Below are 22,368 nucleotides of genomic sequence, written 5' to 3'. Positions count from 1 at the left end.
GCTAATGGCTATGCCGGTTACGTATAGCACCTTGTAAAAATTGCTACTCTCTGTCAGCTAAAAAACCTGGATAAACGCTAATGGTTTTCAGCTGCAGGGACTCACTTATTAATGAAAGGAAACATACAATGAGAGAGTTAAACCCACAGGAAGTTAATGAAGTCAGCGGCGGCTGCTTCAGCAGTTTGGGCACTGTTTTTAATAGTATTTTTAGCGCCTTATTAAGCATTTTTGGCTTGTCCAGTTCAAGCTCTGGCTCAAGTTCCGGTTCCGGCTCAAGCTCTGGTACCGGCACAACATCTTAATTAGTACGGTGTTATTTATCAGGCCGTCCGCGGCGGCCTGATAGTTGGTTCCAATCAGACAACTATTTTAAAAACGTAAAACGGCTGTATAAATTAATTATTACCTTAAAGCCGATAAACAGAACGGCTTTTTTTCTTTTCGTCAATTTCTTCCCGCGCATTGGCAGAGTAGCTACTTTTTTGTCAACGGCGGCCAGCGGCCCTGCAAACAGGCTGCGGATTGGTTTTACTGATAACTTTATCCGCCCGGCCTGAAATTCTTATCCTGAGATTTTGTTATGGCACAGCCTTCCTTGCCCGGTTAACCTGTTGGCGTTTTGCAGGCATAACCTCAAAGGATCCACTATGAAAGATGCACATATTCGCCTGGCTATCGTCGGCGTTACTGGTCGCATGGGGCGCCAGCTGGTTCAGGCTGCTCACGAAGCGCAAGGCGTGTCGTTAGGCGCCGCGCTGGCGCGAGAAGGCTCTTCGCTTATCGGCAGCGATGCGGGCGAACTGGCCGGGATCGGCGCGCTGGGGATCAAAGTCAGCGATCGGCTGGTCGCAGATGAGTTTGACGTATTGATCGATTTTACGCGTCCGGAAGGCACGCTGGAGTATATGGCTTTTTGCCGCCAGCATCAGAAAGCGATGATTATCGGCACCACGGGTTTTGACGAAGCGGGTAAAGCAGCGATTAAAGCGGCTGCGCAGGAGATTGCCATCGTGTTCGCCGCTAACTTCAGCGTTGGTGTGAATCTGGTGCTGAAGCTACTGGAAAAAACGGCCAAAGTGATGGGCGACTATGCTGATATCGAAATCACAGAAGCGCATCATCGGCATAAGGTCGATGCACCATCCGGCACCGCGCTGGCGATGGGAGAGGCTATTGCCGATGCTATGGCATGGGATCTCAACGAGCATGCGGTCTACAGTCGTGAAGGCCATACTGGCGAGCGCAAGCCGCAAACTATTGGTTTTGCTACGGTACGCGCTGGCGATATCGTTGGCGAGCATACGGCGATGTTTGCCGATATCGGCGAACGCATTGAGATTACGCATAAGGCTTCGAGCCGAATGACTTTTGCCAAAGGCGCGGTTCGCGCGGCTGAGTGGGTAAAGTCTAGGAAAACAGGCTTGTTTGATATGCGTGACGTGCTTAATCTCGAAAATATCTGATCTATTCGTTAATTATATATTCTTTATAAACAAATAGTTAAGGGTGCTTAGTGTGCCCTTTTTGTTTTTTTAAGGGTTAAACTAATTATTTATCCATAAATCGGATTTTATGACTATTTGTGCCGTTTTTGTAGCGGAGTTCACATTAATTTTGACCATTTGGTCTGCTATTTATGCTGACTTTCTGCTTTTTGCTATTGATTTCCACAGGCAACCGTTTTTATCACTATGATAGCTGCTGTTTTTGGCGGTTATTGACTATCTTGCTCACCAGTTGCGTAAAAAACCATGCTTAAGGGTGGACATTAGCCAGAGCGATCATTAGAATGCGCGCAATTTGCCAAAAATCGAGCAGTCAGGCGGTTTTTGCATTGATTTAAGGGGTCTCTCTGAATTAATATGCAAATAATGTGACTGTTTATTCTCTGGAGGATGTTTTGATTAAGTCAGCGCTATTGGTTCTGGAAGACGGAACCCAATTCCACGGTCGGGCCATTGGGGCAACCGGAACGGCCGTGGGAGAAGTTGTTTTCAACACTTCGATGACCGGTTATCAAGAAATCCTCACTGATCCTTCCTATTCCCGCCAGATTGTTACTCTTACCTATCCTCATATCGGCAACGTCGGCACTAATATCGCAGACGAAGAGTCCGCTCAGGTTCACGCCGAAGGTCTGGTTATCCGCGATCTGCCGCTGATTGCCAGCAACTTCCGTAATGAAGAAGGGCTGTCTGCCTATCTTCAGCGCCTGAATATCGTGGCTATTGCCGATATTGATACGCGTAAGCTGACCCGCCTGCTGCGTGAAAAAGGCGCGCAGAACGGCTGCATCATCGCAGGCGACGCGCCTGATGCCGAACTGGCGCTACAGAAAGCAAAAGCTTTCCCGGGCCTGAAGGGCATGGATCTGGCGAAAGAAGTCACTACCAAAGAAAGCTATAAGTGGCTGCAGGGCAGCTGGACGCTGGGCGGTCTGCCGACGCCGAAGAAAGAAGAAGAGCTGCCTTACCACGTGGTTGCTTACGATTATGGCGTTAAGCGTAATATCCTGCGTATGCTGGTGGATCGCGGCTGCCGCCTGACGGTAGTGCCGGCGCAAACGCCAGCGGCAGAAGTGCTGAAAATGAACCCGGACGGGATTTTTCTTTCCAACGGCCCGGGCGATCCGGAGCCTTGCGATTACGCTATCGACGCGATTAAAGCCTTCCTGGAAACGGAAATTCCGGTATTCGGCATCTGCCTGGGCCACCAGCTGCTGGCGCTGGCGAGTGATGTAAAAACCGTGAAAATGAAGCTGGGCCACCACGGCGGCAACCATCCGGTTAAAGATCATGATAACAACACCGTGATGATTACCGCGCAAAACCACGGTTTCGCCGTAGACAACAATAATCTGCCAGCGAACCTGCGCATCACCCATACCTCGCTGTTTGACCATACGGTGCAGGGTATTCACCGCACGGATAAACCGGCGTTCAGCTTCCAGGGCCACCCTGAAGCCAGCCCCGGCCCGCACGATGCCGCACCGCTGTTCGATCACTTTATCGAACTGATCGAAGCCTACCGTTCAAATAAATAATCAGGAGCGAGAACATGCCAAAACGTACCGACATAAAAAGTATCCTGATCCTTGGCGCTGGCCCAATCGTTATCGGCCAGGCCTGCGAATTCGACTATTCAGGCGCACAGGCCTGTAAAGCGCTGCGTGAAGAGGGTTACCGCGTTATCCTGGTAAACTCTAACCCGGCGACTATCATGACCGACCCGGAAATGGCCGATGCGACCTATATCGAGCCTATTCACTGGGAAGTCGTGCGCAAAATCATCGAGAAAGAGCGTCCGGATGCGGTGCTGCCAACTATGGGCGGCCAGACCGCGCTGAACTGTGCGCTGGAGCTGGAGCGTCAGGGCGTGCTGGAAGAGTTCGGCGTCGCCATGATTGGCGCGACGGCGGACGCCATCGACAAAGCAGAAGATCGTCGCCGTTTTGACGTGGCGATGAAGAAAATCGGTCTGGAAACCGCACGTTCCGGCATCGCGCACAATATGGAAGAAGCGCTGAAGGTGGCGGAAGACGTAGGCTTCCCGTGCATTATCCGTCCTTCCTTTACCATGGGCGGCACCGGCGGCGGTATTGCTTACAATCGTGAAGAGTTCGAAGAGATTTGCGAGCGCGGTCTTGACCTCTCGCCGACCAACGAGCTGCTGATCGATGAGTCGCTGATTGGCTGGAAAGAGTATGAAATGGAAGTAGTGCGCGACAAAAATGATAACTGCATCATTGTCTGCTCCATTGAAAACTTTGACGCCATGGGCATTCACACCGGCGACTCTATTACCGTAGCGCCTGCGCAAACGTTGACCGATAAAGAATATCAAATCATGCGTAACGCCTCGATGGCGGTGCTGCGTGAAATCGGCGTGGAAACCGGCGGTTCAAACGTGCAGTTCTCGGTCAACCCGGAGAATGGCCGTCTGATCATTATCGAAATGAACCCGCGCGTTTCCCGTTCTTCCGCGCTGGCTTCTAAAGCCACCGGCTTCCCGATTGCGAAAATCGCCGCCAAGCTGGCCGTAGGCTACACGCTGGATGAGCTGATGAACGACATCACCGGCGGACGCACGCCAGCGTCGTTCGAGCCTTCAATCGACTATGTCGTGACTAAAATCCCTCGCTTCAACTTCGAAAAATTTGCGGGCGCTAACGACCGTTTGACCACGCAGATGAAATCCGTGGGTGAAGTGATGGCGATTGGCCGCACGCTGCAGGAATCTATGCAGAAAGCCCTGCGCGGCCTGGAAGTCGGCGCGCACGGTTTCGACCCGAAAGTGGATCTGAACGATGCGGAAGCGCTGACCACTATTCGCCGCGAGCTGAAAGATGCCGGTTCCGATCGTATTTGGTACATTGCCGACGCTTTCCGCGCCGGAATGTCCGTAGACGGCGTCTTCAACCTGACCAATATTGACCGCTGGTTTCTGGTGCAGATTGAAGAGCTGGTGCGTCTGGAAGAGCAGGTAGCGCGTCAGGGCATCAACGGCCTGACGGCAGATTTTCTGCGCACGCTAAAACGCAAAGGCTTTGCTGACGCTCGCCTGGCCGCGCTGGCTGGCGTAGCGGAATCCGAAGTGCGTAAGCTGCGCGAAAGCTATAACCTGTATCCGGTTTACAAGCGCGTGGACACCTGTGCGGCGGAATTCTCTACCGACACCGCTTATATGTACTCAACTTATGAAGAAGAGTGCGAAGCGAATCCAAATCAGGATCGCGATAAAATCATGGTGCTGGGCGGCGGGCCAAACCGTATCGGTCAGGGTATCGAATTCGACTACTGCTGCGTTCATGCCGCGCTGGCGCTGCGCGAAGACGGTTTCGAAACCATCATGGTTAACTGTAACCCTGAGACCGTTTCTACCGACTACGATACTTCCGACCGTCTGTACTTTGAGCCGGTTACGCTGGAAGACGTGCTGGAAATCGTACGTATTGAGAAGCCAAAAGGCGTGATCGTACAGTACGGCGGCCAGACTCCGCTTAAGCTGGCTCGCGAATTAGAAGCTGCTGGCGTGCCGGTTATCGGCACCAGCCCGGATGCTATTGACCGCGCGGAAGACCGCGAGCGTTTCCAGCAGGCAGTAGATCGCCTGGGCCTGAAGCAGCCAGCCAACGCCACGGTAACGGCGCTGGAGCAGGCGGTCGAGAAAGCGGCCGCTATCGGCTATCCGCTGGTAGTGCGTCCTTCTTACGTGCTGGGCGGCCGCGCGATGGAAATCGTCTATGACGAAATCGACCTGAAGCGCTACTTCCAGACGGCGGTATCCGTCTCTAACGATGCGCCAGTACTGCTGGATCGCTTCCTGGATGATGCGGTAGAAGTAGACGTTGACGCGATTTGCGACGGCGAACGCGTGCTGATTGGCGGCATTATGGAACATATCGAGCAGGCTGGCGTGCATTCCGGCGACTCGGCCTGTTCGCTGCCAGCCTATACGCTGAGCAAAGCTATTCAGGATGTGATGCGTCAGCAAGTAGAAAAGCTGGCCTTTGAACTGCGCGTACGCGGCCTGATGAACGTGCAGTTTGCCGTCAAGGATAACGAGGTTTATCTGATTGAGGTCAACCCGCGCGCCGCCCGTACCGTGCCTTTTGTCTCCAAGGCGACCGGCGTGCCGCTGGCGAAAGTCGCTGCGCGCGTGATGGCAGGCAAAACGCTGGCGGAGCAGGGCGTAACGGAAGAAGTGATTCCGCCTTACTACTCCGTAAAAGAAGTGGTACTGCCGTTTAACAAATTCCAGGGCGTCGATCCTATCCTCGGCCCGGAAATGCGCTCTACCGGTGAAGTGATGGGCGTTGGCCGGACTTTCGCGGAAGCTTTCGCCAAAGCAATGCTGGGCGCGCAGAGCAATATGAAAAAGAGCGGCCGCGCGCTGCTTTCCGTGCGCGACGGCGACAAAAAACGCATCGTCGATTTGGCCGCCAAGCTGCAAAAGTTTGGTTTCGAGCTGGATGCCACGCACGGTACTGCGGTGGTGCTGGGTGAAGCAGGCATCAATCCGCGTCTGGTTAACAAGGTGCACGAAGGCCGTCCGCATATTCAGGATCGTCTGAAGAACGGTGAGTATGCCTATATCGTCAATACCACGGCAGGACGCCAGGCAATTGAGGATTCCAAGCTGATCCGCCGCAGCGCGCTGCAGTATAAAGTGCACTACGACACCACGCTGAATGGTGGTTTTGCCACGGCGATGTCGCTGAATGCGGATCCCACCGAGCAGGTGATTTCAGTGCAGGAAATGCATGCGCAGATTAACGGCTAAGCTAGCTACCTGAACTAACAGAATCCCCGCTTCGGCGGGGATTTTTTTATATAGCGTTCAGCAACCCGGACGCTCTCCTGCTGAATTTGTGATCTCGCCAGCGGCGCGGCCAGCGACAATTTCTTATAGTCACCCCCCACCATGGAGCATTACTACTTAGCTAATATATAAGGGATTTTAATGAAGAAAACACTTTTTGCCGCTATTACCCTGGCCATCGCCTTTCCCTCTTTTGCCGTTTTTGACGTCACTACCGACCCCGATCTGTTTTTCCTGAAAGAGTCCCAGTCTTTTGACAGTCTGGCTTTGCTGCCGCCGCCGCCAGCGGGAGACAGCATCGAATTTCTCAACGATAAAGCGCAGTACGATGCGGCTAAATTGCTGAGAAATACGCCGCGCGGGAAGCAGGCGTGGCAGGATGCGCACGTTGGTGGCAACGGCCTGCCAGAGGTCTTTTCCGCGGCCTTCGGCCATGAAATCAGCAAAGAAAAAACGCCGGAAATTCATCGCCTGATGACGAAAATGATCGAAGATGCAGGCACGCTCGCTACCCGCACCGCCAAAAAACGCTATATGCGCATCAGACCCTTTGCTTTTTATAACGAACCGACCTGCCGACCTGAAGATCAGGAACATCTCTCCAGAGACGGCTCTTATCCTTCCGGCCATACCTCAATCGGTTGGGCAACCGCGCTGGTACTCTCTGAAATCAATCCGGCCAGGCAGGATGTCATTCTTAAACGGGGTTACGAGCTGGGGCAAAGCCGGGTTATCTGCGGCTATCACTGGCAAAGCGACGTAACGGCCGCGCGGGTGGTAGGCAGTGCGATTGTGGCCCGCCTGCATGCTGATGAAAACTTTGCCCGCCAGCTGCAAAAAGCGAAAGAAGAGTTCGCTCGTCTCGCCTCGTGAGGCCGGAAGCTGTTGCCGGTAAATAAGGTCGGCTATGCGTATAGAGAAAATTTATAACTGCCTGAAAAAAGAGGCAGGCGAGCAGGGAATTTCCACACTGCGAATCGCACAGCTGACGGGCGTGGGGCGGGCGAACGTCAGTAGCGATTTAAATAAGCTTGTCGCAGCAGGCCGGGTCAGAAAAAGCCGGGGAAAACCGGTGCTCTATTTTCCTCTGGAGCCGCGCGGGCCGATTGATGCCGAGACAGATGCCTTTAGCCGCTTTGCCGATCCCAGCTTACATGCGGCCATCGCCCAGGCGAAGGCGGCCGTGCTTTATCCGCCTGCGGGCATGAATGTTTTGATCTCAGGCGAGACGGGCGTAGGCAAATCTTTGTTTGCCGAGCTGATGTATGATTACGCCAGGGCTGTGCACCAGCTGCCAGCCGCCGCGCCTTTTATTATTTTTAACTGCGCCGACTATGCCAGCAATCCGCAGTTGCTGTCAGGGCAGCTTTTTGGCAGCAAGAAAGGTGCCTATACCGGGTCGACCGAAAATCGTATTGGCCTGCTGGAACAGGCGGATGGTGGCGTACTTTTTCTTGATGAGGTACACCGCCTGCCGCCGGAAGGTCAGGAGATGTTCTTTACTTTTATTGATAAAGGCTTCTTCCGCCGAGTTGGGGAAACGGATAGCGAGCGACGGGTTAAGGTGCGGATTTTCGCTTCCACCACGGAGGAACCAGAAGAAAGCCTGCTGCGAACCTTTACCCGCCGCTTTCCCATGGTGCTTCGGCTTCCCGCATTACGGGAGCGCTCGTGCCAGGCGCGTTTTGATCTGATCCGCCGTTTGTTCAACCATGAAGCGGCCCACCTGAAACAGAACATTACCGTTTCGATTAACGCGCTGCGGGCACTGCTCAGCTATGACTATCCCGGCAATATTGGTCAACTGAAGTCGGATATTCATTTTGCCTGCGCGGGCGCCTATGCCGAATATATTTCCGGCAAGGCCAAAAGAGTCTATTTATGCAGCCGGATGTTGCCAGCTCATAGCCGTTCCGCGCTGTTCGACGCCATCGGGCATCGTCAGCTATGGCCTGTTATAGCCGGCATCAACAAGCAGAGCATAACTTTTACCGGACGCGATGAGCCGATCCTGTTTAACGAGAATCGGACGGAGGATATTTACGATCTGATCGCTCTGCGGGTCTCGGAATTAAAAAGCATGGGCATGGATAATGCCGTGGTCGAAGAAGAAATCGAGAGCGAAATTGCCGGTTATTTGCAGACTTATCTTGCTGAGACAGCACGGCGTTTTGACAGCCGTAAGCTGGCGAATCTGGTGTCGGCCAGGGTTCTTAACCTGACCGAAGAGATCATCAGCTATGCCGGTCATATGCTGCAAAAATCGTTCGACAATAAAATTTATTACGGGCTGGCGACTCATATAGAAAAGGCTGTTGCGCGACTTCGCCAGAACAAACATATTGTTAATCCCCAGCTTAATCGCATTCGTACCGCGCACAAGGCAGTTTTCAACATCGCGCTGGACTGTTTACGCATGATTGAAAGAGTAATGGAAATTACTTTGCCTGTTGATGAAGCAGGTTTTTTGGCCATGTTCTTTCTCTATAGCGAAAGCGAGTTCGGCCAGCCTCGGTCGGCGGGCGTCACCGTGCTGGTAGTTGCGCACGGTAGCCGGACGGCCAGCGCTATCGTTGAGACGGCAAACGAACTGCTTGGCACAGATTATGCCTTGGCTTTTAACGTGCCGCTGGAGGTAAAAGCGCAGACCGTGCTGGAAGATATCGTCAGCTATATTAATGGCCTGCCGGAACAGGCTGACATTCTTTTATTGGTTGATATGGGGTCTCTGACAGCTTTCGGAGCCGCTATCGAAGCGCGCTGCGAGGTTAATGTCCGGGCTTTACAGTTAGTCAGCACTCTGCATGTGATAGAAGCCGTCCAGCACGCCATGAACGGTTGCTCTCTTGATGACATTTATCGTTCGGTTCTGAACGTTAACCTGGAGTTTGAACAGGCTATTTGTCATCACGCTTTGCAGCCAGCGGTCGCCGAGCCGACGATACCAGTGAACAAGCTGGCGCTTATTACGGTATGTACCACGGGTGAAGGCACGGCAAAAGTAGTAGAAAATTTACTCACAACCGTGCTGGCGCATCGCAAAAATATTATCGATATTATTTCGCTGAGTCTTACCGACGAGCAGGATATCTATCGGCAAATCCGGCAGCTGACGCAAACCGTGGTGGCCATAATTAGCCCGTTTCCTTTACAAACGCCGATTCTCCAGTTTGATCTGGCGGATGTTCTGCACCGGCAGGGGCTGAATAAACTTCAGGAAATTATCGATACGGAAGCGACCTGGGTGATGCTCGAAGGCACAGTGCGGCAGATGTTGCGATATCTTCAGCCTGCGGATTTTTTAGCTTACGTCAGGGTATTCACTGCTAATATCGGCGAGGCATTGACGTTTCACTTTTCCGGCAACAGGTTGATTGGTCTGACCCTGCATTTAGCCTCACTGTTTGAACGCTACAGAGAGGGAGCCGTCGGGCATGATTTCCCTGAGAAAGAAGACTATATGCGGGAGCATTCAGCAGCGATAGCGCTGATCCGCCAGCATCTTGAGCCATTAGAGCAGGCGTTCGCCGTCAGGCTGGCCGATGACGAACTCTGCTCCCTCCACCGCTTTTTTCTGCTGGCCTGAAAACGGCATCAACAGGCCAGCAGCGGCGATCCTACTTTTTCGCCAGCAGCAGCGATTTTATTTGCTCAATCGTCGTCGGAGTAATGCCTAACCCCTGTGTCAGATAGCGATTAAATGAACCATATCTGAGGTCGATCTCGTCAAAGGCTGCGGCAAGCCAGGCTTCCCGTGTTTCCATAATCGAAGAGAGAAAAGCCAGAACCTGAGGGTTGCTGGTTTCCTGACGATAGGCCGCCATGCGTTGGCGGTTCCTGTATTTCCTCAGCTCGCCCGTCATCATAAAATCTTTAAATACGCTCTCTTTACGTACCCCCAGCAGGGTCAGGATCAGGGCAGCGCCAAAACCTGTACGATCCTTGCCGCCACGACAGTGCTGATTAACCGGCAGATTTTCAGGGTCGGCAATTAAATTAAGCATATTGCGGTAAGCTGCCAGCGACGCCTCGCTGGTTACGAAGCTACGGTACTGCTCCAGCATCAGCAAACCAGAGCCATCCATCACGCCGCTGTTGATTTTTGCCAGCGTCAGCAGATGAGCGACTTTATCCGCATCGCTGGCCGCTTTAGCTGCCAGTTCGGCAGAGGCTGCATCGGGGATAAACCGGTAAGTAGTGACGCCTTCCGGCATGCAGTTTGGTTGCTTAGCCGCTTCTGCCAGCGTGCGGTAATCGATATTGGATTTTAGCCGCAGCGAGCCAAGATAGTGAAGGTCGTCCTGGGTCAGGCGCGCCAGATGGTCGGAACGGTATAGATTTCCCCATTTGACGTAGCGCCCGTCATCCGTTTCATAACCGCCAAGATCGCGAAAATTATAGGCGCCCTCCAGCGGCAATACCCGTTCAGAAAGGATCGCTTCTTCATCCGGCGCTTTGAGCAGAAAATAGGGTTTATAGTAGTCGCTACAGTGAATAGTTAACCCGGTTTTCCCTTCGCCGATGCGGCGACAAAAAGCTGGATCGTCTAATGACAATTCAAAGACGCTGATATTCTGCTGGCTGCATGCCGGCCATTCAAGACGCAGGACGTTTTTGGAACAGCGCAGTAGCCTGGTGTTTGCAAGAGATTTCATGATGGCTCCTTAACGCTGTCCGTTTTGAGGTGCATTTCCATAGCGAGTTTTTGCCTGTCCATACAGCGCAGGAAGGGATAATAGACCAGCATTGCAACCAGCAATAAGACCAGATGCCAGAGGGCCATCTGCCAGCCGCCGATCATAAATCCTTTAATGATTTCCGGCGTGCCTGCCGCTGGCAGAGGCATCCCGTTAACCCGGGGAATAATATTGGCGTCGGTAGCAAACCAGGAAAGGGCGACATTAATAGTGCCTGCCATAATTAGCGGAATGAACAGAACCGGGTTCAGTACCATCGGCAGACCGAATTTATAGGGTTCGCTGATACCGAAGCAGCCGGGTATAACGCCTATTTTGCCCAAACTTTTCATCTGGGCGCTTTTACATCTGAGCAGTAATATCGACATCGCCAGGTAGCGAGGGCCTTTCTGCGCATTAATGAACGTCATGGTAACGATAAAAGGTAGCGCCGTTCCGGCCTGAAAAGCCTGCAAGTTTGCCACATCAAAGGGATAAAACAGCGTAAATAAAATTGCTGATGTTGCCATAGTGCCATGTATGCCGAAGAACCATAAAAATTCAGCTAAAAATACGATTAGCAAAGCGGCCGTCAGGCTGGCGCCCAGTCCCTGTAGCGGCATCTGGATAATCTGATAGATAAAATCGTGTACGTTGCCGTAGCGGGTAGCGGCTACGGCGGTGCTGAAAAGAGCAAAGATGGCAGCGATAATAAAGGCGGGTAACAGACTGGAAAAAGATTTAGAAACAAAATCGGGAACGGAGTCCGGCATTTTAAGCGAGATATTTAAATCAAGCAGATAAATATATAAGCGGGTCGCCAGCAATGCCGTTATCATCGCCACGATCATCCCGCGAGCCCCGAAAAAGACTATCTCGATAAACTTTGTCTTTTCAAAAGAGGATACCGGCGTCAGTAAAAAAAACACCATCAGGGCAACCAGCAACGCCAGAATGCCGTCTTTTTTGTATGCTTCCGCCATTTTGTAAGAAATGGCCGCAACAACATAGAGAGAGATAACGTTAATGGTGGCTAAAGATCCCAGGTTAAAAGCGCTCTTTAAACTGTAAGCAGCAATGAAATGCTGATAAGAGGCAATATTTATGCTGCCAAGAATACTGGAAAATGCGCCAACCATCATAACGGGCAGCAGTAGCATCATGCCGCCGGAAACGGCCTGAACATATTTGCTGCTCTGGATGGCGCCCATGATTTTTTGCAGCGCGTTTCTGAACGAAGTGAGATTAAAAGTGTGACTCATAGCTTCTCCTTGCTTGCCAGCCTGCCAGAACCCGCAGGTCAGCTTTCCATATCGACCTTAGCCGTTAACGATGCCGTTGCAGTTCCCTGAGTGCCGTATCCAGAACTTTTTCGCCATTCATCATGCCGTAATCCACAGGCTCGATGACCCTCACAGGAAAAGGGAATTGTGTCTGTAGATCTGCCAGCATATGGCTTACCTGCGGCCCAAGCAGAAGAATGTCGGGAAATTCCAGCTTCATGAGTTCTGTCTCGGCGACGGCCTCAATATCAACATCCATATTTTTCTCCTGAGCCGCAGCCCGCATTTTTTTTACCAGCATGCCGGTGGAAAAGCCGCCCATGCAGGCCAGCATGATTTTGTATTTCATTTCGCTATCCTTAATTTAATTTGGTAATCATGATCATTTCAGTAACCAGATCCCGAACCGTCTGCGCATTCATCAAATGATCCTGCGCGTGGATCATAATCAAGCTAATGGGCACAGTTTCTCCTCTAATCTCATCCTGAATAAGCGTTGTTTGTACTGAGTGAGCAGCTGAAAGACGCTCTTTTGCCTGGAAAAGCAGCTCTTCTGCTTCTTCAAATTGGCGCTGCCGAGCCAGTTTAAGCGCATTCAGACACAGGCTCCGGGCTTCTCCGCTGTTGACGATAATTTGCATGATAATTTCTTCTGTTTGCTCCATTTCCGCACTCATTCCTTCTGATGTTTTAATTGAATAACTCTCTTTATCATCAGGAGCATATTTTGTGCCAACAATAAAATTTGCTTTTAAATCAAAGCGCAAGGAGAAACTATTTATGACTGTTTTAATGTGTTTTGCTGATCCCGGCCATCTGTATGCTGGCCGGGAAGCAATTGTTCTTTCCGTTTTTAAGGTCAGTACAGAAGCCAATCGTGACAGGCACAAAGCCGCCCGACCTGCTACAGCGGGCAGACGCGGCACTAACTTTGGTGAGGGACGAAAATGGTCGCCGCGTTCAGCGGTTTTATCCGCTTTAGCGGCAATCTGCAAAGCCGCGCGGCCCTGTGCTCAAAACGGCAAACGGGGCCGCCAGCCGGGCTTTACGCAGACAGCGCCGCCAGCGTTTGCAGCAGCTCAGGATCTTTCTCGACCATTTTGATCAGCAGGATCGCCTGGTTATTGGGTTTGGCACGACCCTGTTCCCAGTTCTGGTAAGTGGTGAGGCCGGTATGCAAATACTGCGCGAACAGGGCCTGGGAGAGCTGCAGCGACTCGCGTATTTTCCGCAGCTCTTCTGCCGTCAGCCTGATATCGCGCGTAATACTCAGCCGATGGGTTTTAAGGGTTTTTTTGCCCGCATTCAGCTCGCCCCAGGCATCCATTCCCTCGACCAGTTCGGTAAATAAATCACGTTTTTTCATGGTTCCGTTTCCGCTATATGTTTATCCAGCAGCTGACGCAGCAGCGTTTTCTGCGCAGGCGTCAGATCGCTCATCTCGCCCTTGTTATAGAGCGTAAAAAGAAGAAACTGCTTTTTCTCCTGCCACCAGTAGTAGACGATCCGCAGGCCGCCGCGTTTTCCCTGTTGACGGTTCGCATCGCCCAGCCTGAGCTTGCGCAGGCCGCCTGTATGCTGCATAACATCGCCGCACCAGGGCGAAAGCAGCAGCAAATTTTGCAGGCTGCGAAAAGCTTCGTCAGACAGGTAATCTGCGCGGTGGCGTGCGAAAGGGGGCAATTCAATAAATAAAGCATCCACTGCCATCACTCCTTTTCCCGGTTAAACTATCCCCATATAAAGGTTAGTTCAATGTGTTTGATCAATGTTTCGCCGCTTATTATGCCTGCGGCAGCGCAAGGCACCCGGAAAAGATGCCGGGATTGCGTAATGTCTCGCAGGTTTTTTGCGCCCGGGGAAAAGAGAGGAAAAGCAAAGGCGCCGCAGGCCTGCGGCACCTCGATCAGGAGAGAGCGACTTTAATGCCGAAGGCTATCAGTACGGTTCCCAGTAGCTTATCGATAACCTTTTGCGCTTTAGCCAGACCGCGACGCACCGGCGCGCTCTGGATCAGGATGACCAGCGTCGGCCACCAGAGGGAAGAGAGCGTTAATATAATGCCCGCATACCAAATTTTTTCGCCCAGGCCTGAGTTTACGTTCAGCACCTGAGTGAACATCGACAGAAAAAACAGGGTCGCTTTCGGGTTCAACAGATTGCAGAGATAGCCCTGCATAAAGGCTTTCTTCAGGGAAGTTTTTTCCGGCGCTACGCCGCTAAGATCCATTTTGCCGCCGCCGCGTGACAGCAGGGCCTGAATGCCCACATAGATAAGGTAAGCCGCGCCAGCATACTTCAGCAGCATAAATAGCCACGGCGTGGTGGTGATCACCACGGCCAGACCGGCGACGCAGTAGGTCATATGTGTCGCTACGGCGCAGTTGACGCCCAGCGCTGTCATTAAGGCCGCTCGGCGAGGATAGCGCGCCGCATTTTTGATGATCAGAAAAAAGTCGGGGCCGGGCGAAAGCATGCCCAGGGCTGCAATAGTAGCGATAAGGAAGCTGGTCTCTAACATGATGTTCTGGCGCTTTTTCAGGAAAAAGGGATAATTAGTCGGTTGCTGCGGCTATTTTAGCCCGAAGTTCTGCTAAAAGACACGCAAAGGCTGGCCAGGAAACCTTTACGTAATTCGCTAACCTTTGCTATCGACGAAAGTTTCGCCTTTACGTATGATGGCGCCAATTTTACACCTTGTGAGTATGTTCAGATGATAAGCCTGATTGCGGCCATGGCGGCCGACCGCGTTATTGGGATGGAAAATGCGATGCCGTGGCATCTGCCAGCCGACCTGGCCTGGTTTAAGCAAAACACCCTGAACAAGCCGGTTATTATGGGGCGCCGCACTTTTGAATCCATCGGCCGTCCGCTGCCGAACAGATTGAATATCGTTATCAGCAGTCAGCAGGGCGAGGCAGAAGGTGTTACCTGGGTCTCCTCAATTGAAGAGGCGCTGAAGGCGGCGGGCGAAGCCGAAGAGATTATGGTTATTGGCGGCGGGCGCGTTTATGAACAGCTGCTGCCGCGCGCCGATCGTCTTTACCTGACGCATATTGATGCAGAAGTCGAAGGCGACACCACTTTCCCGGACTATGAGCCGGATCAGTGGCAGTCAACCTTCAGCGAATTTCACGATGCTGACGAGAAAAATACTCACAGCTACTGTTTCGAAATTCTCGACCGACGTTAAAAACAAGGGCGGATAATCTCCGCCCTTTTTATTTACTCTTCTGTTGCGCGCTCGCGGTTTGAGGCCTGGGTAAACCAGGTTTTATCCTCCCAGCGCAGCATGGTCAGGTTACCGCCCCAGCAGCAGCCGGTATCCAGCCCTAAAATGCCTTCCGGCGTGCCTTTACCTTCCAGCGAAGCCCAGTGGCCAAATACAATGGTATAGTCGCGCGACACCGGGCCGGGAATGGCGAACCACGGCTTCAGCGGCGCGGGTGCCGAAGCAGGCGTATCCTTACAGATCATATCCAGCTGGCCGTTAGGAAAGCAAAAACGCATGCGGGTCAGCGCATTGGTGCTGAAGCGCAGCCGGGCCAGGCCGCTTAACTCCGGCGTCCAGTTGTTAGGCATATCGCCGTACATGGCATCCAGAAACAGCGGATAGGTATCGCTGGCGAGTACGGCCTCGACCTCGCGGGCGCAGGTTTGCGCCGTGGCAAGATCCCACTGCGGCGTAATCCCCGCATGCGCCATCACCAGCTTTTTCTCTTCATCGACCTGCAGCAGCGGCTGGCGACGCAGCCAGTTGATCAGCTCGTCTGCATCTTCCGCCTCCAGCAGCGGCGTCAGACGATCTTTTGGCTTGTTGCGGCTGATGCCGGCAAACACGGCCAGCAGATGCAGATCGTGATTGCCCAGCACTATTTTGACGGCGTCGCCCAGCGAACGGACATAGCGCAGGACTTCCAGCGAATCAGGGCCACGCGCCACCAGATCGCCCGTTAGCCAGAGGCTGTCACGCGCGGGATCGAAGGCCACCTGCCGCAGCAGCGACCGGAATTCGTCATAGCAGCCGTGAATGTCGCCAATCAGGTAAGTGCTCATAAAAAATCCGAACCTCTGCGCCGGGCAGCGCCCGGATCGCAATCAGAATTAGTGAATATGGCTGGGAATGGCCAGACGGAACACCGGGATCGCCACGCGGAAGGCTTCGCCCTCGCTGTCGATCATCTCGTAATGTCCCTGCATGGTGCCCATAGGGGTTTCCAGTACTGCGCCGCTGGTATACTGGAATTCGCTGCCGGACGCGATAAAAGGCTGTTCGCCGATCACACCTTCGCCCTGAACTTCCGTTTCGCGGCCGTTGCCGTTGGTGATCAGCCAGTAGCGGCCCAGCAGTTGCACGGCGTGACGCCCCAGGTTACGGATAGTAATGGTGTAGGCAAAAACGTAGCGGTTCTCTTCCGGCGCGGACTGCGACGCAATATAAGCGCTCTGAACATGCACACAAACTCGGGGCGTATCGCTCATGGTTTAACTCTCCTGCGGCGGCTGCTGAGGATGCGCGGACAGCCAGTTAGCCAGCTGGCAGTACTGTGCCACAGAGATGTTTTCCGCGCGCAGCGTCGGATCGATATTCATCTCCTGCAGCGCTTCCAGCGTGAACAGATGGCCGAGGCTGTTGCGCAGGGTTTTACGGCGCTTGCCGAACGCTTCGGTAGTGATCCTGCTCAGGACTTTGATATCCTGCACCGGATGAGGAAGCGTGGCATGCGGCACCAGACGCACTACGGCGGAATCCACCTTTGGCGCTGGCGTAAAGGATTCCGGCGGCACTTCCAGTACCGGGATCACCTGACAATAATATTGCGCCATCACCGTCAGGCGGCCGTAAGCTTTGCTGCCCGGCCCGGCTACCAGACGGTTGACCACCTCTTTCTGCAACATAAAGTGCATGTCGCGGATCGCATCAGTATAGCTGAAAAGGTGGAACATCAACGGCGTAGAGATATTGTAGGGCAGGTTGCCGAAGACGCGCAGAGACTGGCCTTTTTCACGGGCGTAGGCCGCGAAATCAAAGGTCATGGCATCCTGCTGGAAAATAGTTAACTTAGGGCCCAGGAAAGGATGGGTCTGTAAACGAGCCGCCAGATCGCGGTCGAGTTCAATTACCGTCATCGCTTCCAGCCTGTCGCCAACCGGTTCGGTTAACGCGCCCAGACCGGGGCCGATCTCAACGACCGCCTCGCCCGCCTGTGGGTGGATTGCAGAGACGATGCTGTCGATAATGTACTGATCGTTAAGGAAGTTCTGGCCGAAACGTTTGCGGGCGAAATGGCCCTGATGGACGCGATTATTCATTACTGCTCTTGATCATGGTGATGGCGAGGTTAAGCGCCGTAATAAAGCTGCCCGCATCCGCGTTGCCCTGGCCTGCCAGCTCTAAAGCGGTGCCGTGATCAACGGAGGTGCGGATAAAGGGCAGGCCGAGCGTGATATTCACCGCCCGTCCGAAGCCCTGGTATTTCAATACCGGCAGGCCCTGGTCATGGTACATCGCCAGAACCGCATCGGCATGCTGTAGATATTTGGGCTGAAAAAGCGTGTCGGCCGGCAGCGGGCCGGTTAGCTGCATGCCGCTACGGCGCAGCTCGTCAAGCGCGGGAATGATGACGTCGATCTCTTCACGTCCCATGTGGCCGCCTTCGCCCGCGTGCGGGTTGAGGCCGCAGACAAAGATATGCGGCTGCGCCAGGCCGAATTTACTCTGTAAATCGGCATGCAGAATACTAATAACTTCATGCAGGCTGTCGCGGGTGATGGCAGCAGAAACATCTTTCAGCGGCAGGTGTGTGGTAGCCAGCGCCACCCGCAGCTCTTCCGTTGCCAGCATCATCACCACGCGAGAACAGCTGGCGCGTTCGGCAAAGAACTCCGTATGGCCGCTGAACGGCACGCCGGCATCGTTAATGACGCCTTTATGTACCGGGCCGGTAACCAGCGCCGCGAACTCGCCGTTAAGACAGCCGTCGCAGGCGCGTGCCAGGGTTTCCAGCACGTAGCGGCCATTAGCGACGCTCAGCTCGCCCGCTTTGACCGGCTGTGGCGCCGCGACGGGCAGAACCGTCAGCGTTCCGGCAGCCTGCGGCCTGGCGGCGACGCCCGGCTGATATTCATGCAGCGTCAGAGGAAGGCCCAGCTTTGCTGCGCGAGCGCGCAGCAAAGCTGGATCGGCGACGACGACCAGTTCAACTGGCCAGTCGCGCTGGGCCAGTTGCAGAGTGACATCGGGACCAATCCCGGCGGGTTCGCCGGGAGTGATCGCCACGCGCATATTACTGAGCATTGGCATCCAGAATTTTCACGTAGGCAGAGGCGCGCTGCTCCTGCATCCAGGTTTGCGCTTCTTCTGCGAACTTACGGTTAAACAGCAGGCGGTAGGCACGCTCTTTCTGCGCCGCATCGGTTTTATCCACCTGGCGGGTATCGATCAGCTGGATCAGATGCCAGCCGAAAGAAGAGTGCACCGGCGCGCTCATCTGGCCTTTTTTCAGCTTCAGCAGCGCATCGCGGAATGCCGGATCGTAAACTTCCGGCGAGCTCCAGCCCAGATCGCCGCCCTGGTTGGCAGAGCCCGGATCCTGAGAAAGCTGTTTAGCCGCCTGGGCAAAAGAGGTTTTACCGCTGTTGATGTCGGCTGCAACCTGAGTCAGCTTCTGGCGCGCCTGGTCGTCGGTCATGATCGGCGATGGCTTCAACAGAATATGACGCGCATGCACTTCCGTTACCGAAATGCTCTGCTTGTCGCCGCGGATATCGTTTACTTTCAAAATATGAAAGCCGACGCCGGAACGGATTGGGCCGATGATATCGCCTTTTTTAGCCACGACCAGCGACTGGGCGAACAGTGAAGGCAGTTCCTGAATACGTCCCCAACCCATGTTGCCGCCTTTCAGCGCCTGGGGATCGGCGGAATAGGTGATAGCCAGCTTGCCGAAGTCCGCGCCACCTTTCGCCTGGCTGACCAGCTGCTTCGCCAGATCTTCCTGCTCGTCTACCTGCTGCTGTGTCGGGTTTTCCGGCAGCGGCAGCAGAATGTGGCTGAGGTTCAGCTCGGTAGAAGCGTTATTCTGCGAAGAGACCTGGGTCGCCAGCGAATCCACTTCCTGCGGCAGGATAGTGACGCGACGGCGTACTTCGTTGTTGCGCACTTCGGCAATCGTCATCTCTTTACGGATCTGCTCACGGTAGGTGGCATAGTTCATACCATCGTAGGCCAGACGGCTGCGCAGCTGATCGACGCTCATTTTGTTCTGGGCGGCGATGTTGGCAATAGCCTGATCGAGCTGATCGTCCTGGATCTGGATCCCGGCCTGTTTTGCCATCTGCAACAGAATATTATCCATTACCAGACGTTCAACGATCTGATGGCGAAGCGTTTTATCGTCCGGCAGCTGCTGGCCAGCCTGCTGGGCCTGGCTTTTTACCGAGCGCATCATGCCGTCGACGTCGCTTTCTAAAACCACGCCGTTATTAACTACGGCGGCTACTTTATCAACAACTTGCGGTGCTGCAAACGCGGAGCTGGCGGTTAGCGCGGCTCCCAGGATCAGCATTCTCCAGTTCTTCATACTTTTTCCATTTTCCTATCCGCACTGCGGGTTGGCATACTAATTATCACAACATCAGAAAGAGCGCTGATAAGGCAGGATGCCCTGGCGCAGCATTTGCCCGGTGCCCAGACTGTAGGATGGGCTCAGGCCGCGCAGCTCAATGTTGAACGAGATTTTGTTGTCATACGTACTGCTGTCGTTTTCCCAGCTGGTGATCTTGCGCTCGTAACCCAGACGGATAGCGTAGCAGCAGGAGCTGTACTGCACGCCCAGCAGCTGATCGGCAGGCTGTTTGGCCTTGGTATCGTAATACCAGGCGCCCACTACCGACCAGGCGTCGGCGATTGGCCAGCTTGCCGTCGCACCTACCTGCGAAATCCCCTGCTGATAGCCAGGGTTGGTGATCTGGCTCAGCGTCTGCTGGATATATTCCGGGCTGGTGTAGCGATAGTTCAGCTGCACCATGCGGTCGGCATCCCGGCGATATTCCAGCACGGCATTGCCCTGGGAGACGTTATCGAGGCGGGTATCGTACTGCACGCCGCCGCGCGCGCCCCAGCGATCGCTAATCTTCCAGTAAGTATCGCCAGCCCAGACCAGGCTGCCGCGATCGTCGCTGTCTGCGCTTTCCAGTCCGGTACGGGACGGGGTAAACGAGTAGATTTGACCAATGGAAGCGTTAAAACGTTCAACCAGATCGTTATCAAATATTCGCGTAGTCACGCCGCTGGTGAGCTGATTGGCCGAAGCGATACGGTCCAGGCCGCTGTAGGTACGATCGCGGAACAGGCCGGTATAGTCGCTTTGCAGCAGCGTAGAGTCGTAGGCGCGGATGGTGCTCTGGTCGCGGTAAGGGATGTAAAGGTACTGCAGGCGCGGCTCCAGCGTCTGCGTGTAGCCTTCTGACCAGTCCATATCGCGGTCAAAGACCATCTTGCCGTCAACCTTGAACTGCGGCATCACGCGGTTCACACTGCTTTTTAACTGGTTGACCTTGCTGGTATCGACATTGTTGTTGTAGTACTCGACGTCGTCCTGCTGATAGTGCGTTGCCAGCAGCTTCGCTTCGGTGTTGATGCTGCCCCAGCCGTTGGAAAGCGGCAGGTTAATCGTCGGCTCCAGGTGCAGTCGGGTCGCATCTGGGTAGGATTCGTTAACGTTGGTGAACTTCACTGCCTGCGCATAGAGATGCGTATCGAACGGGCCAACATTGTTCTGATAGTAGTTAAAATCGAACTGCGGCTCGGCGCGATAGACGTCGTTATTGGTTTGGGTAGAGAAGATCTGGAACTGTTTGGTCGACAGCGTCGCGTCCCAGTTTTTTTCTGCGTAGCCTACGCTAAATTTCTGTGTAACGTAGCCGTCGGTCGAGTCGCCGTAGGTGGAATCCAGATCGGTAAAGTAATAGGGATCGCTAACCTTGGTATAGTCGACGTTAAAGCGCCAGTTCTGGTCATAGACGCCGGAATGGCGCCAGAAGAAGAGCCAGCGGTTAGAGTCTTTCTCGTCCGAAAGGCCTCGCGTTGCCGCATCCTTGTTGTACTGATCGTCAGTTGGCAGATAGTCGAACTCGATCAGGCCCGCGCCCGCTTTGGTCAGGTAGCGGAATTCGTTCTGCCATTGCAGCCCGCGCTTGCTCATATAGTGCGGCGTAATGGTAGCATCCGCCTGCGGCGCGATGTTCCAGTAATAAGGCAGAATAAACTCGAAGCCGTTTGAGCTGCCGTATTTGGCATTGGGGATCAGGAAGCCCGAACGGCGGCGATCGCCAATCGGCAGCTGCAGGTAGGGGCTATAGAGCACCGGCACTGCACCGATCTTAAAGCGGGCATTCCAGATTTCCGCCACCTGCTCTTCGCGGTCTTCAATGACCTGCGTGCCCGCCACGCTCCAGCTATTGTCGCCGGGCAGACAGGAGGTAAAAGTGCCGTTTTCCAGAATGGTATAGCGATTCTCGCCGCGCAGCTTCATCTGATCGCCGCTGCCGCGCCCCTGGCGGCCCACCATCTGGTAAGTACCGTTCCAGACGTTAGTGTCTTTGGTGTTCAGATTTGACCAGGCTTTCGGACCTTTCAGGATGACCTGATTGTCGTCGTAATGCACATTACCCAACGCGTCAACGGTTCGCACCGGCGTGGTCTGGCCTGGCTGCTGGCGCTGGTGCAGCTGCACCTCATCGGAAAGCAGCTGGCTGTTGCCCTGACGAATATCGACATTGCCGGTAAATACCGCGTCGTCAGGGTAGTTGCCTTTCGCTTGATCCGCGTTGATAGTAACCGGCAGCTCGTTGGTGTTTTTACCCTGCACCAGCGGCCGATTATAGCTCGGCACGCCCAGCATACACTGCGAGGCAAGGTCATCTGCCAGACCCTGCTGGCTGTAGAGCGCTGAGCCGATAAGCGTGGCCAGCAAAGTAGGTAGTCGTTTTTTCATACGCGGTATCGAAAATTCCGTGATAGCTGGCATCATGCCGACAAACGGTCAGAGACTAACGCACTCAACTGCGTTGCGCTAGTGTTA

General features: G+C 53.9%; 20 protein-coding genes. 7 read left to right on the top strand and 13 right to left on the bottom strand.

The window, feature by feature from the left end:
• Window positions 1-128: 128 nt before the first annotated feature.
• The 6 genes from ACETPC_RS13715 (at window position 129) to ACETPC_RS13690 (ending at window position 9,910) form a co-directional block, all read left to right on the top strand.
• Window positions 129-305 (top strand): hypothetical protein, encoded by a 177-nt coding sequence (locus tag ACETPC_RS13715; protein WP_380182115.1) that lies wholly within the window; start codon window positions 129-131, stop codon window positions 303-305.
• A gap of 345 nt (window positions 306-650) precedes the next feature.
• The gene (gene dapB / locus ACETPC_RS13710; protein WP_380182113.1) at window positions 651-1,466 is read left to right on the top strand and encodes a 4-hydroxy-tetrahydrodipicolinate reductase; all 816 of its coding nucleotides are present in this window, start codon (window positions 651-653) and stop codon (window positions 1,464-1,466) included.
• Window positions 1,467-1,903: 437 nt separating this feature from the next.
• Window positions 1,904-3,046, top strand: coding sequence for a glutamine-hydrolyzing carbamoyl-phosphate synthase small subunit (gene carA, locus ACETPC_RS13705; protein ID WP_380182111.1), 1,143 nt, complete (start codon window positions 1,904-1,906; stop codon window positions 3,044-3,046).
• A 14-nt stretch (window positions 3,047-3,060) separates the two neighbouring features.
• Complete coding sequence (carB, locus tag ACETPC_RS13700; RefSeq protein WP_380182109.1) at window positions 3,061-6,285, top strand: carbamoyl-phosphate synthase large subunit; 3,225 nt, start codon at window positions 3,061-3,063, stop codon at window positions 6,283-6,285.
• A 180-nt stretch (window positions 6,286-6,465) separates the two neighbouring features.
• Window positions 6,466-7,197, top strand: a complete 732-nt coding sequence (locus ACETPC_RS13695) for a phosphatase PAP2 family protein (protein ID WP_380182107.1) — start codon at window positions 6,466-6,468, stop codon at window positions 7,195-7,197.
• Between the two features lie 34 nt (window positions 7,198-7,231).
• Window positions 7,232-9,910 (top strand): sigma 54-interacting transcriptional regulator, encoded by a 2,679-nt coding sequence (locus ACETPC_RS13690; protein WP_380182105.1) that lies wholly within the window; start codon window positions 7,232-7,234, stop codon window positions 9,908-9,910.
• Window positions 9,911-9,941: 31 nt separating this feature from the next.
• On the opposite strand, the gene ACETPC_RS13685 is transcribed toward ACETPC_RS13690, so the two are convergent.
• The 7 genes from ACETPC_RS13685 to ACETPC_RS13655 form a co-directional block, all read right to left on the bottom strand.
• Window positions 9,942-10,979, bottom strand: coding sequence for a tyrosine-protein phosphatase (locus ACETPC_RS13685; RefSeq protein ID WP_380182103.1), 1,038 nt, complete (start codon window positions 10,977-10,979; stop codon window positions 9,942-9,944).
• Window positions 10,976-12,262 (bottom strand): PTS sugar transporter subunit IIC, encoded by a 1,287-nt coding sequence (locus ACETPC_RS13680; protein ID WP_380182101.1) that lies wholly within the window; start codon window positions 12,260-12,262, stop codon window positions 10,976-10,978. Before ACETPC_RS13680 ends, ACETPC_RS13685 begins: the two co-directional genes overlap by 4 nt.
• A 64-nt stretch (window positions 12,263-12,326) precedes the next feature.
• The gene (locus ACETPC_RS13675) at window positions 12,327-12,632 is read right to left on the bottom strand and encodes a PTS sugar transporter subunit IIB (RefSeq protein ID WP_380182099.1); all 306 of its coding nucleotides are present in this window, start codon (window positions 12,630-12,632) and stop codon (window positions 12,327-12,329) included.
• A 10-nt stretch (window positions 12,633-12,642) separates the two neighbouring features.
• Window positions 12,643-13,278 (bottom strand): PTS lactose/cellobiose transporter subunit IIA, encoded by a 636-nt coding sequence (locus ACETPC_RS13670; RefSeq protein WP_380182097.1) that lies wholly within the window; start codon window positions 13,276-13,278, stop codon window positions 12,643-12,645.
• A 50-nt stretch (window positions 13,279-13,328) separates the two neighbouring features.
• Window positions 13,329-13,649, bottom strand: a complete 321-nt coding sequence (locus ACETPC_RS13665; protein ID WP_380182095.1) for a helix-turn-helix domain-containing protein — start codon at window positions 13,647-13,649, stop codon at window positions 13,329-13,331.
• On the bottom strand, window positions 13,646-13,987 hold the full coding sequence (locus ACETPC_RS13660) for a toxin (RefSeq protein ID WP_380182093.1): 342 nt from the start codon (window positions 13,985-13,987) through the stop codon (window positions 13,646-13,648). The genes ACETPC_RS13665 and ACETPC_RS13660 overlap by 4 nt, the downstream gene beginning before the upstream one ends.
• A gap of 202 nt (window positions 13,988-14,189) precedes the next feature.
• On the bottom strand, window positions 14,190-14,804 hold the full coding sequence (locus ACETPC_RS13655; RefSeq protein WP_380182091.1) for a LysE family translocator: 615 nt from the start codon (window positions 14,802-14,804) through the stop codon (window positions 14,190-14,192).
• A 192-nt stretch (window positions 14,805-14,996) separates the two neighbouring features.
• Here ACETPC_RS13655 and folA point away from each other — a divergent pair, with 192 nt between their 5' ends.
• Window positions 14,997-15,476, top strand: coding sequence for a type 3 dihydrofolate reductase (gene folA / locus ACETPC_RS13650; protein WP_380182089.1), 480 nt, complete (start codon window positions 14,997-14,999; stop codon window positions 15,474-15,476).
• 32 nt (window positions 15,477-15,508) lie between these two features.
• On the opposite strand, the gene apaH is transcribed toward folA, so the two are convergent.
• Genes apaH through lptD form a run of 6 tightly spaced genes read right to left on the bottom strand, consistent with a single transcriptional unit; the run spans window position 15,509 to window position 22,317 of the window.
• Complete coding sequence (apaH, locus tag ACETPC_RS13645) at window positions 15,509-16,339, bottom strand: bis(5'-nucleosyl)-tetraphosphatase (symmetrical) ApaH (RefSeq protein ID WP_380182087.1); 831 nt, start codon at window positions 16,337-16,339, stop codon at window positions 15,509-15,511.
• A gap of 48 nt (window positions 16,340-16,387) precedes the next feature.
• Window positions 16,388-16,765 carry a Co2+/Mg2+ efflux protein ApaG gene (gene apaG, locus ACETPC_RS13640; RefSeq protein WP_380182085.1) on the bottom strand — a complete coding sequence of 126 codons (378 nt, stop codon included), beginning with the start codon at window positions 16,763-16,765 and terminating at the stop codon, window positions 16,388-16,390.
• 3 nt (window positions 16,766-16,768) lie between these two features.
• Window positions 16,769-17,596 carry a 16S rRNA (adenine(1518)-N(6)/adenine(1519)-N(6))-dimethyltransferase RsmA gene (gene rsmA / locus ACETPC_RS13635; protein ID WP_380182083.1) on the bottom strand — a complete coding sequence of 276 codons (828 nt, stop codon included), beginning with the start codon at window positions 17,594-17,596 and terminating at the stop codon, window positions 16,769-16,771.
• Complete coding sequence (gene pdxA, locus ACETPC_RS13630) at window positions 17,589-18,581, bottom strand: 4-hydroxythreonine-4-phosphate dehydrogenase PdxA (protein WP_380182081.1); 993 nt, start codon at window positions 18,579-18,581, stop codon at window positions 17,589-17,591. Before pdxA ends, rsmA begins: the two co-directional genes overlap by 8 nt.
• Window positions 18,571-19,866, bottom strand: a complete 1,296-nt coding sequence (gene surA / locus ACETPC_RS13625) for a peptidylprolyl isomerase SurA (RefSeq protein WP_380182079.1) — start codon at window positions 19,864-19,866, stop codon at window positions 18,571-18,573. Before surA ends, pdxA begins: the two co-directional genes overlap by 11 nt.
• 54 nt (window positions 19,867-19,920) lie before the next feature.
• Window positions 19,921-22,317 (bottom strand): LPS assembly protein LptD, encoded by a 2,397-nt coding sequence (gene lptD / locus ACETPC_RS13620; protein ID WP_380182077.1) that lies wholly within the window; start codon window positions 22,315-22,317, stop codon window positions 19,921-19,923.
• Between the last annotated feature and the right edge of the window lie 51 nt (window positions 22,318-22,368).

Source organism: Pantoea sp. sgz302252 (assembly GCF_042610525.1).
Lineage (GTDB): Bacteria > Pseudomonadota > Gammaproteobacteria > Enterobacterales > Enterobacteriaceae > Erwinia.
Note: the sequence above shows the minus strand (reverse complement) of the source record. Positions and strands in the feature narration are given on the sequence as shown.

Bases quoted from the DNA above. Each gene is read 5' to 3' on its own strand.
- ACETPC_RS13715 (WP_380182115.1), top strand. From the start codon at position 129: ATGAGAGAGTTAAACCCACAGGAAGTTAATGAAGTCAGCGGCGGCTGC.
- dapB (WP_380182113.1), top strand. From the start codon at position 651: ATGAAAGATGCACATATTCGCCTGGCTATCGTCGGCGTTACTGGTCGC.
- carB (WP_380182109.1), top strand. From the start codon at position 3,061: ATGCCAAAACGTACCGACATAAAAAGTATCCTGATCCTTGGCGCTGGC.
- ACETPC_RS13695 (WP_380182107.1), top strand. From the start codon at position 6,466: ATGAAGAAAACACTTTTTGCCGCTATTACCCTGGCCATCGCCTTTCCC.
- ACETPC_RS13690 (WP_380182105.1), top strand. From the start codon at position 7,232: ATGCGTATAGAGAAAATTTATAACTGCCTGAAAAAAGAGGCAGGCGAG.
- ACETPC_RS13685 (WP_380182103.1), bottom strand. From the start codon at position 10,979: ATGAAATCTCTTGCAAACACCAGGCTACTGCGCTGTTCCAAAAACGTC.
- ACETPC_RS13680 (WP_380182101.1), bottom strand. From the start codon at position 12,262: ATGAGTCACACTTTTAATCTCACTTCGTTCAGAAACGCGCTGCAAAAA.
- ACETPC_RS13675 (WP_380182099.1), bottom strand. From the start codon at position 12,632: ATGAAATACAAAATCATGCTGGCCTGCATGGGCGGCTTTTCCACCGGC.
- ACETPC_RS13665 (WP_380182095.1), bottom strand. From the start codon at position 13,649: ATGAAAAAACGTGATTTATTTACCGAACTGGTCGAGGGAATGGATGCC.
- ACETPC_RS13655 (WP_380182091.1), bottom strand. From the start codon at position 14,804: ATGTTAGAGACCAGCTTCCTTATCGCTACTATTGCAGCCCTGGGCATG.
- folA (WP_380182089.1), top strand. From the start codon at position 14,997: ATGATAAGCCTGATTGCGGCCATGGCGGCCGACCGCGTTATTGGGATG.
- apaH (WP_380182087.1), bottom strand. From the start codon at position 16,339: ATGAGCACTTACCTGATTGGCGACATTCACGGCTGCTATGACGAATTC.
- apaG (WP_380182085.1), bottom strand. From the start codon at position 16,765: ATGAGCGATACGCCCCGAGTTTGTGTGCATGTTCAGAGCGCTTATATT.
- rsmA (WP_380182083.1), bottom strand. From the start codon at position 17,596: ATGAATAATCGCGTCCATCAGGGCCATTTCGCCCGCAAACGTTTCGGC.
- pdxA (WP_380182081.1), bottom strand. From the start codon at position 18,581: ATGCTCAGTAATATGCGCGTGGCGATCACTCCCGGCGAACCCGCCGGG.
- surA (WP_380182079.1), bottom strand. From the start codon at position 19,866: ATGAAGAACTGGAGAATGCTGATCCTGGGAGCCGCGCTAACCGCCAGC.
- lptD (WP_380182077.1), bottom strand. From the start codon at position 22,317: ATGATGCCAGCTATCACGGAATTTTCGATACCGCGTATGAAAAAACGA.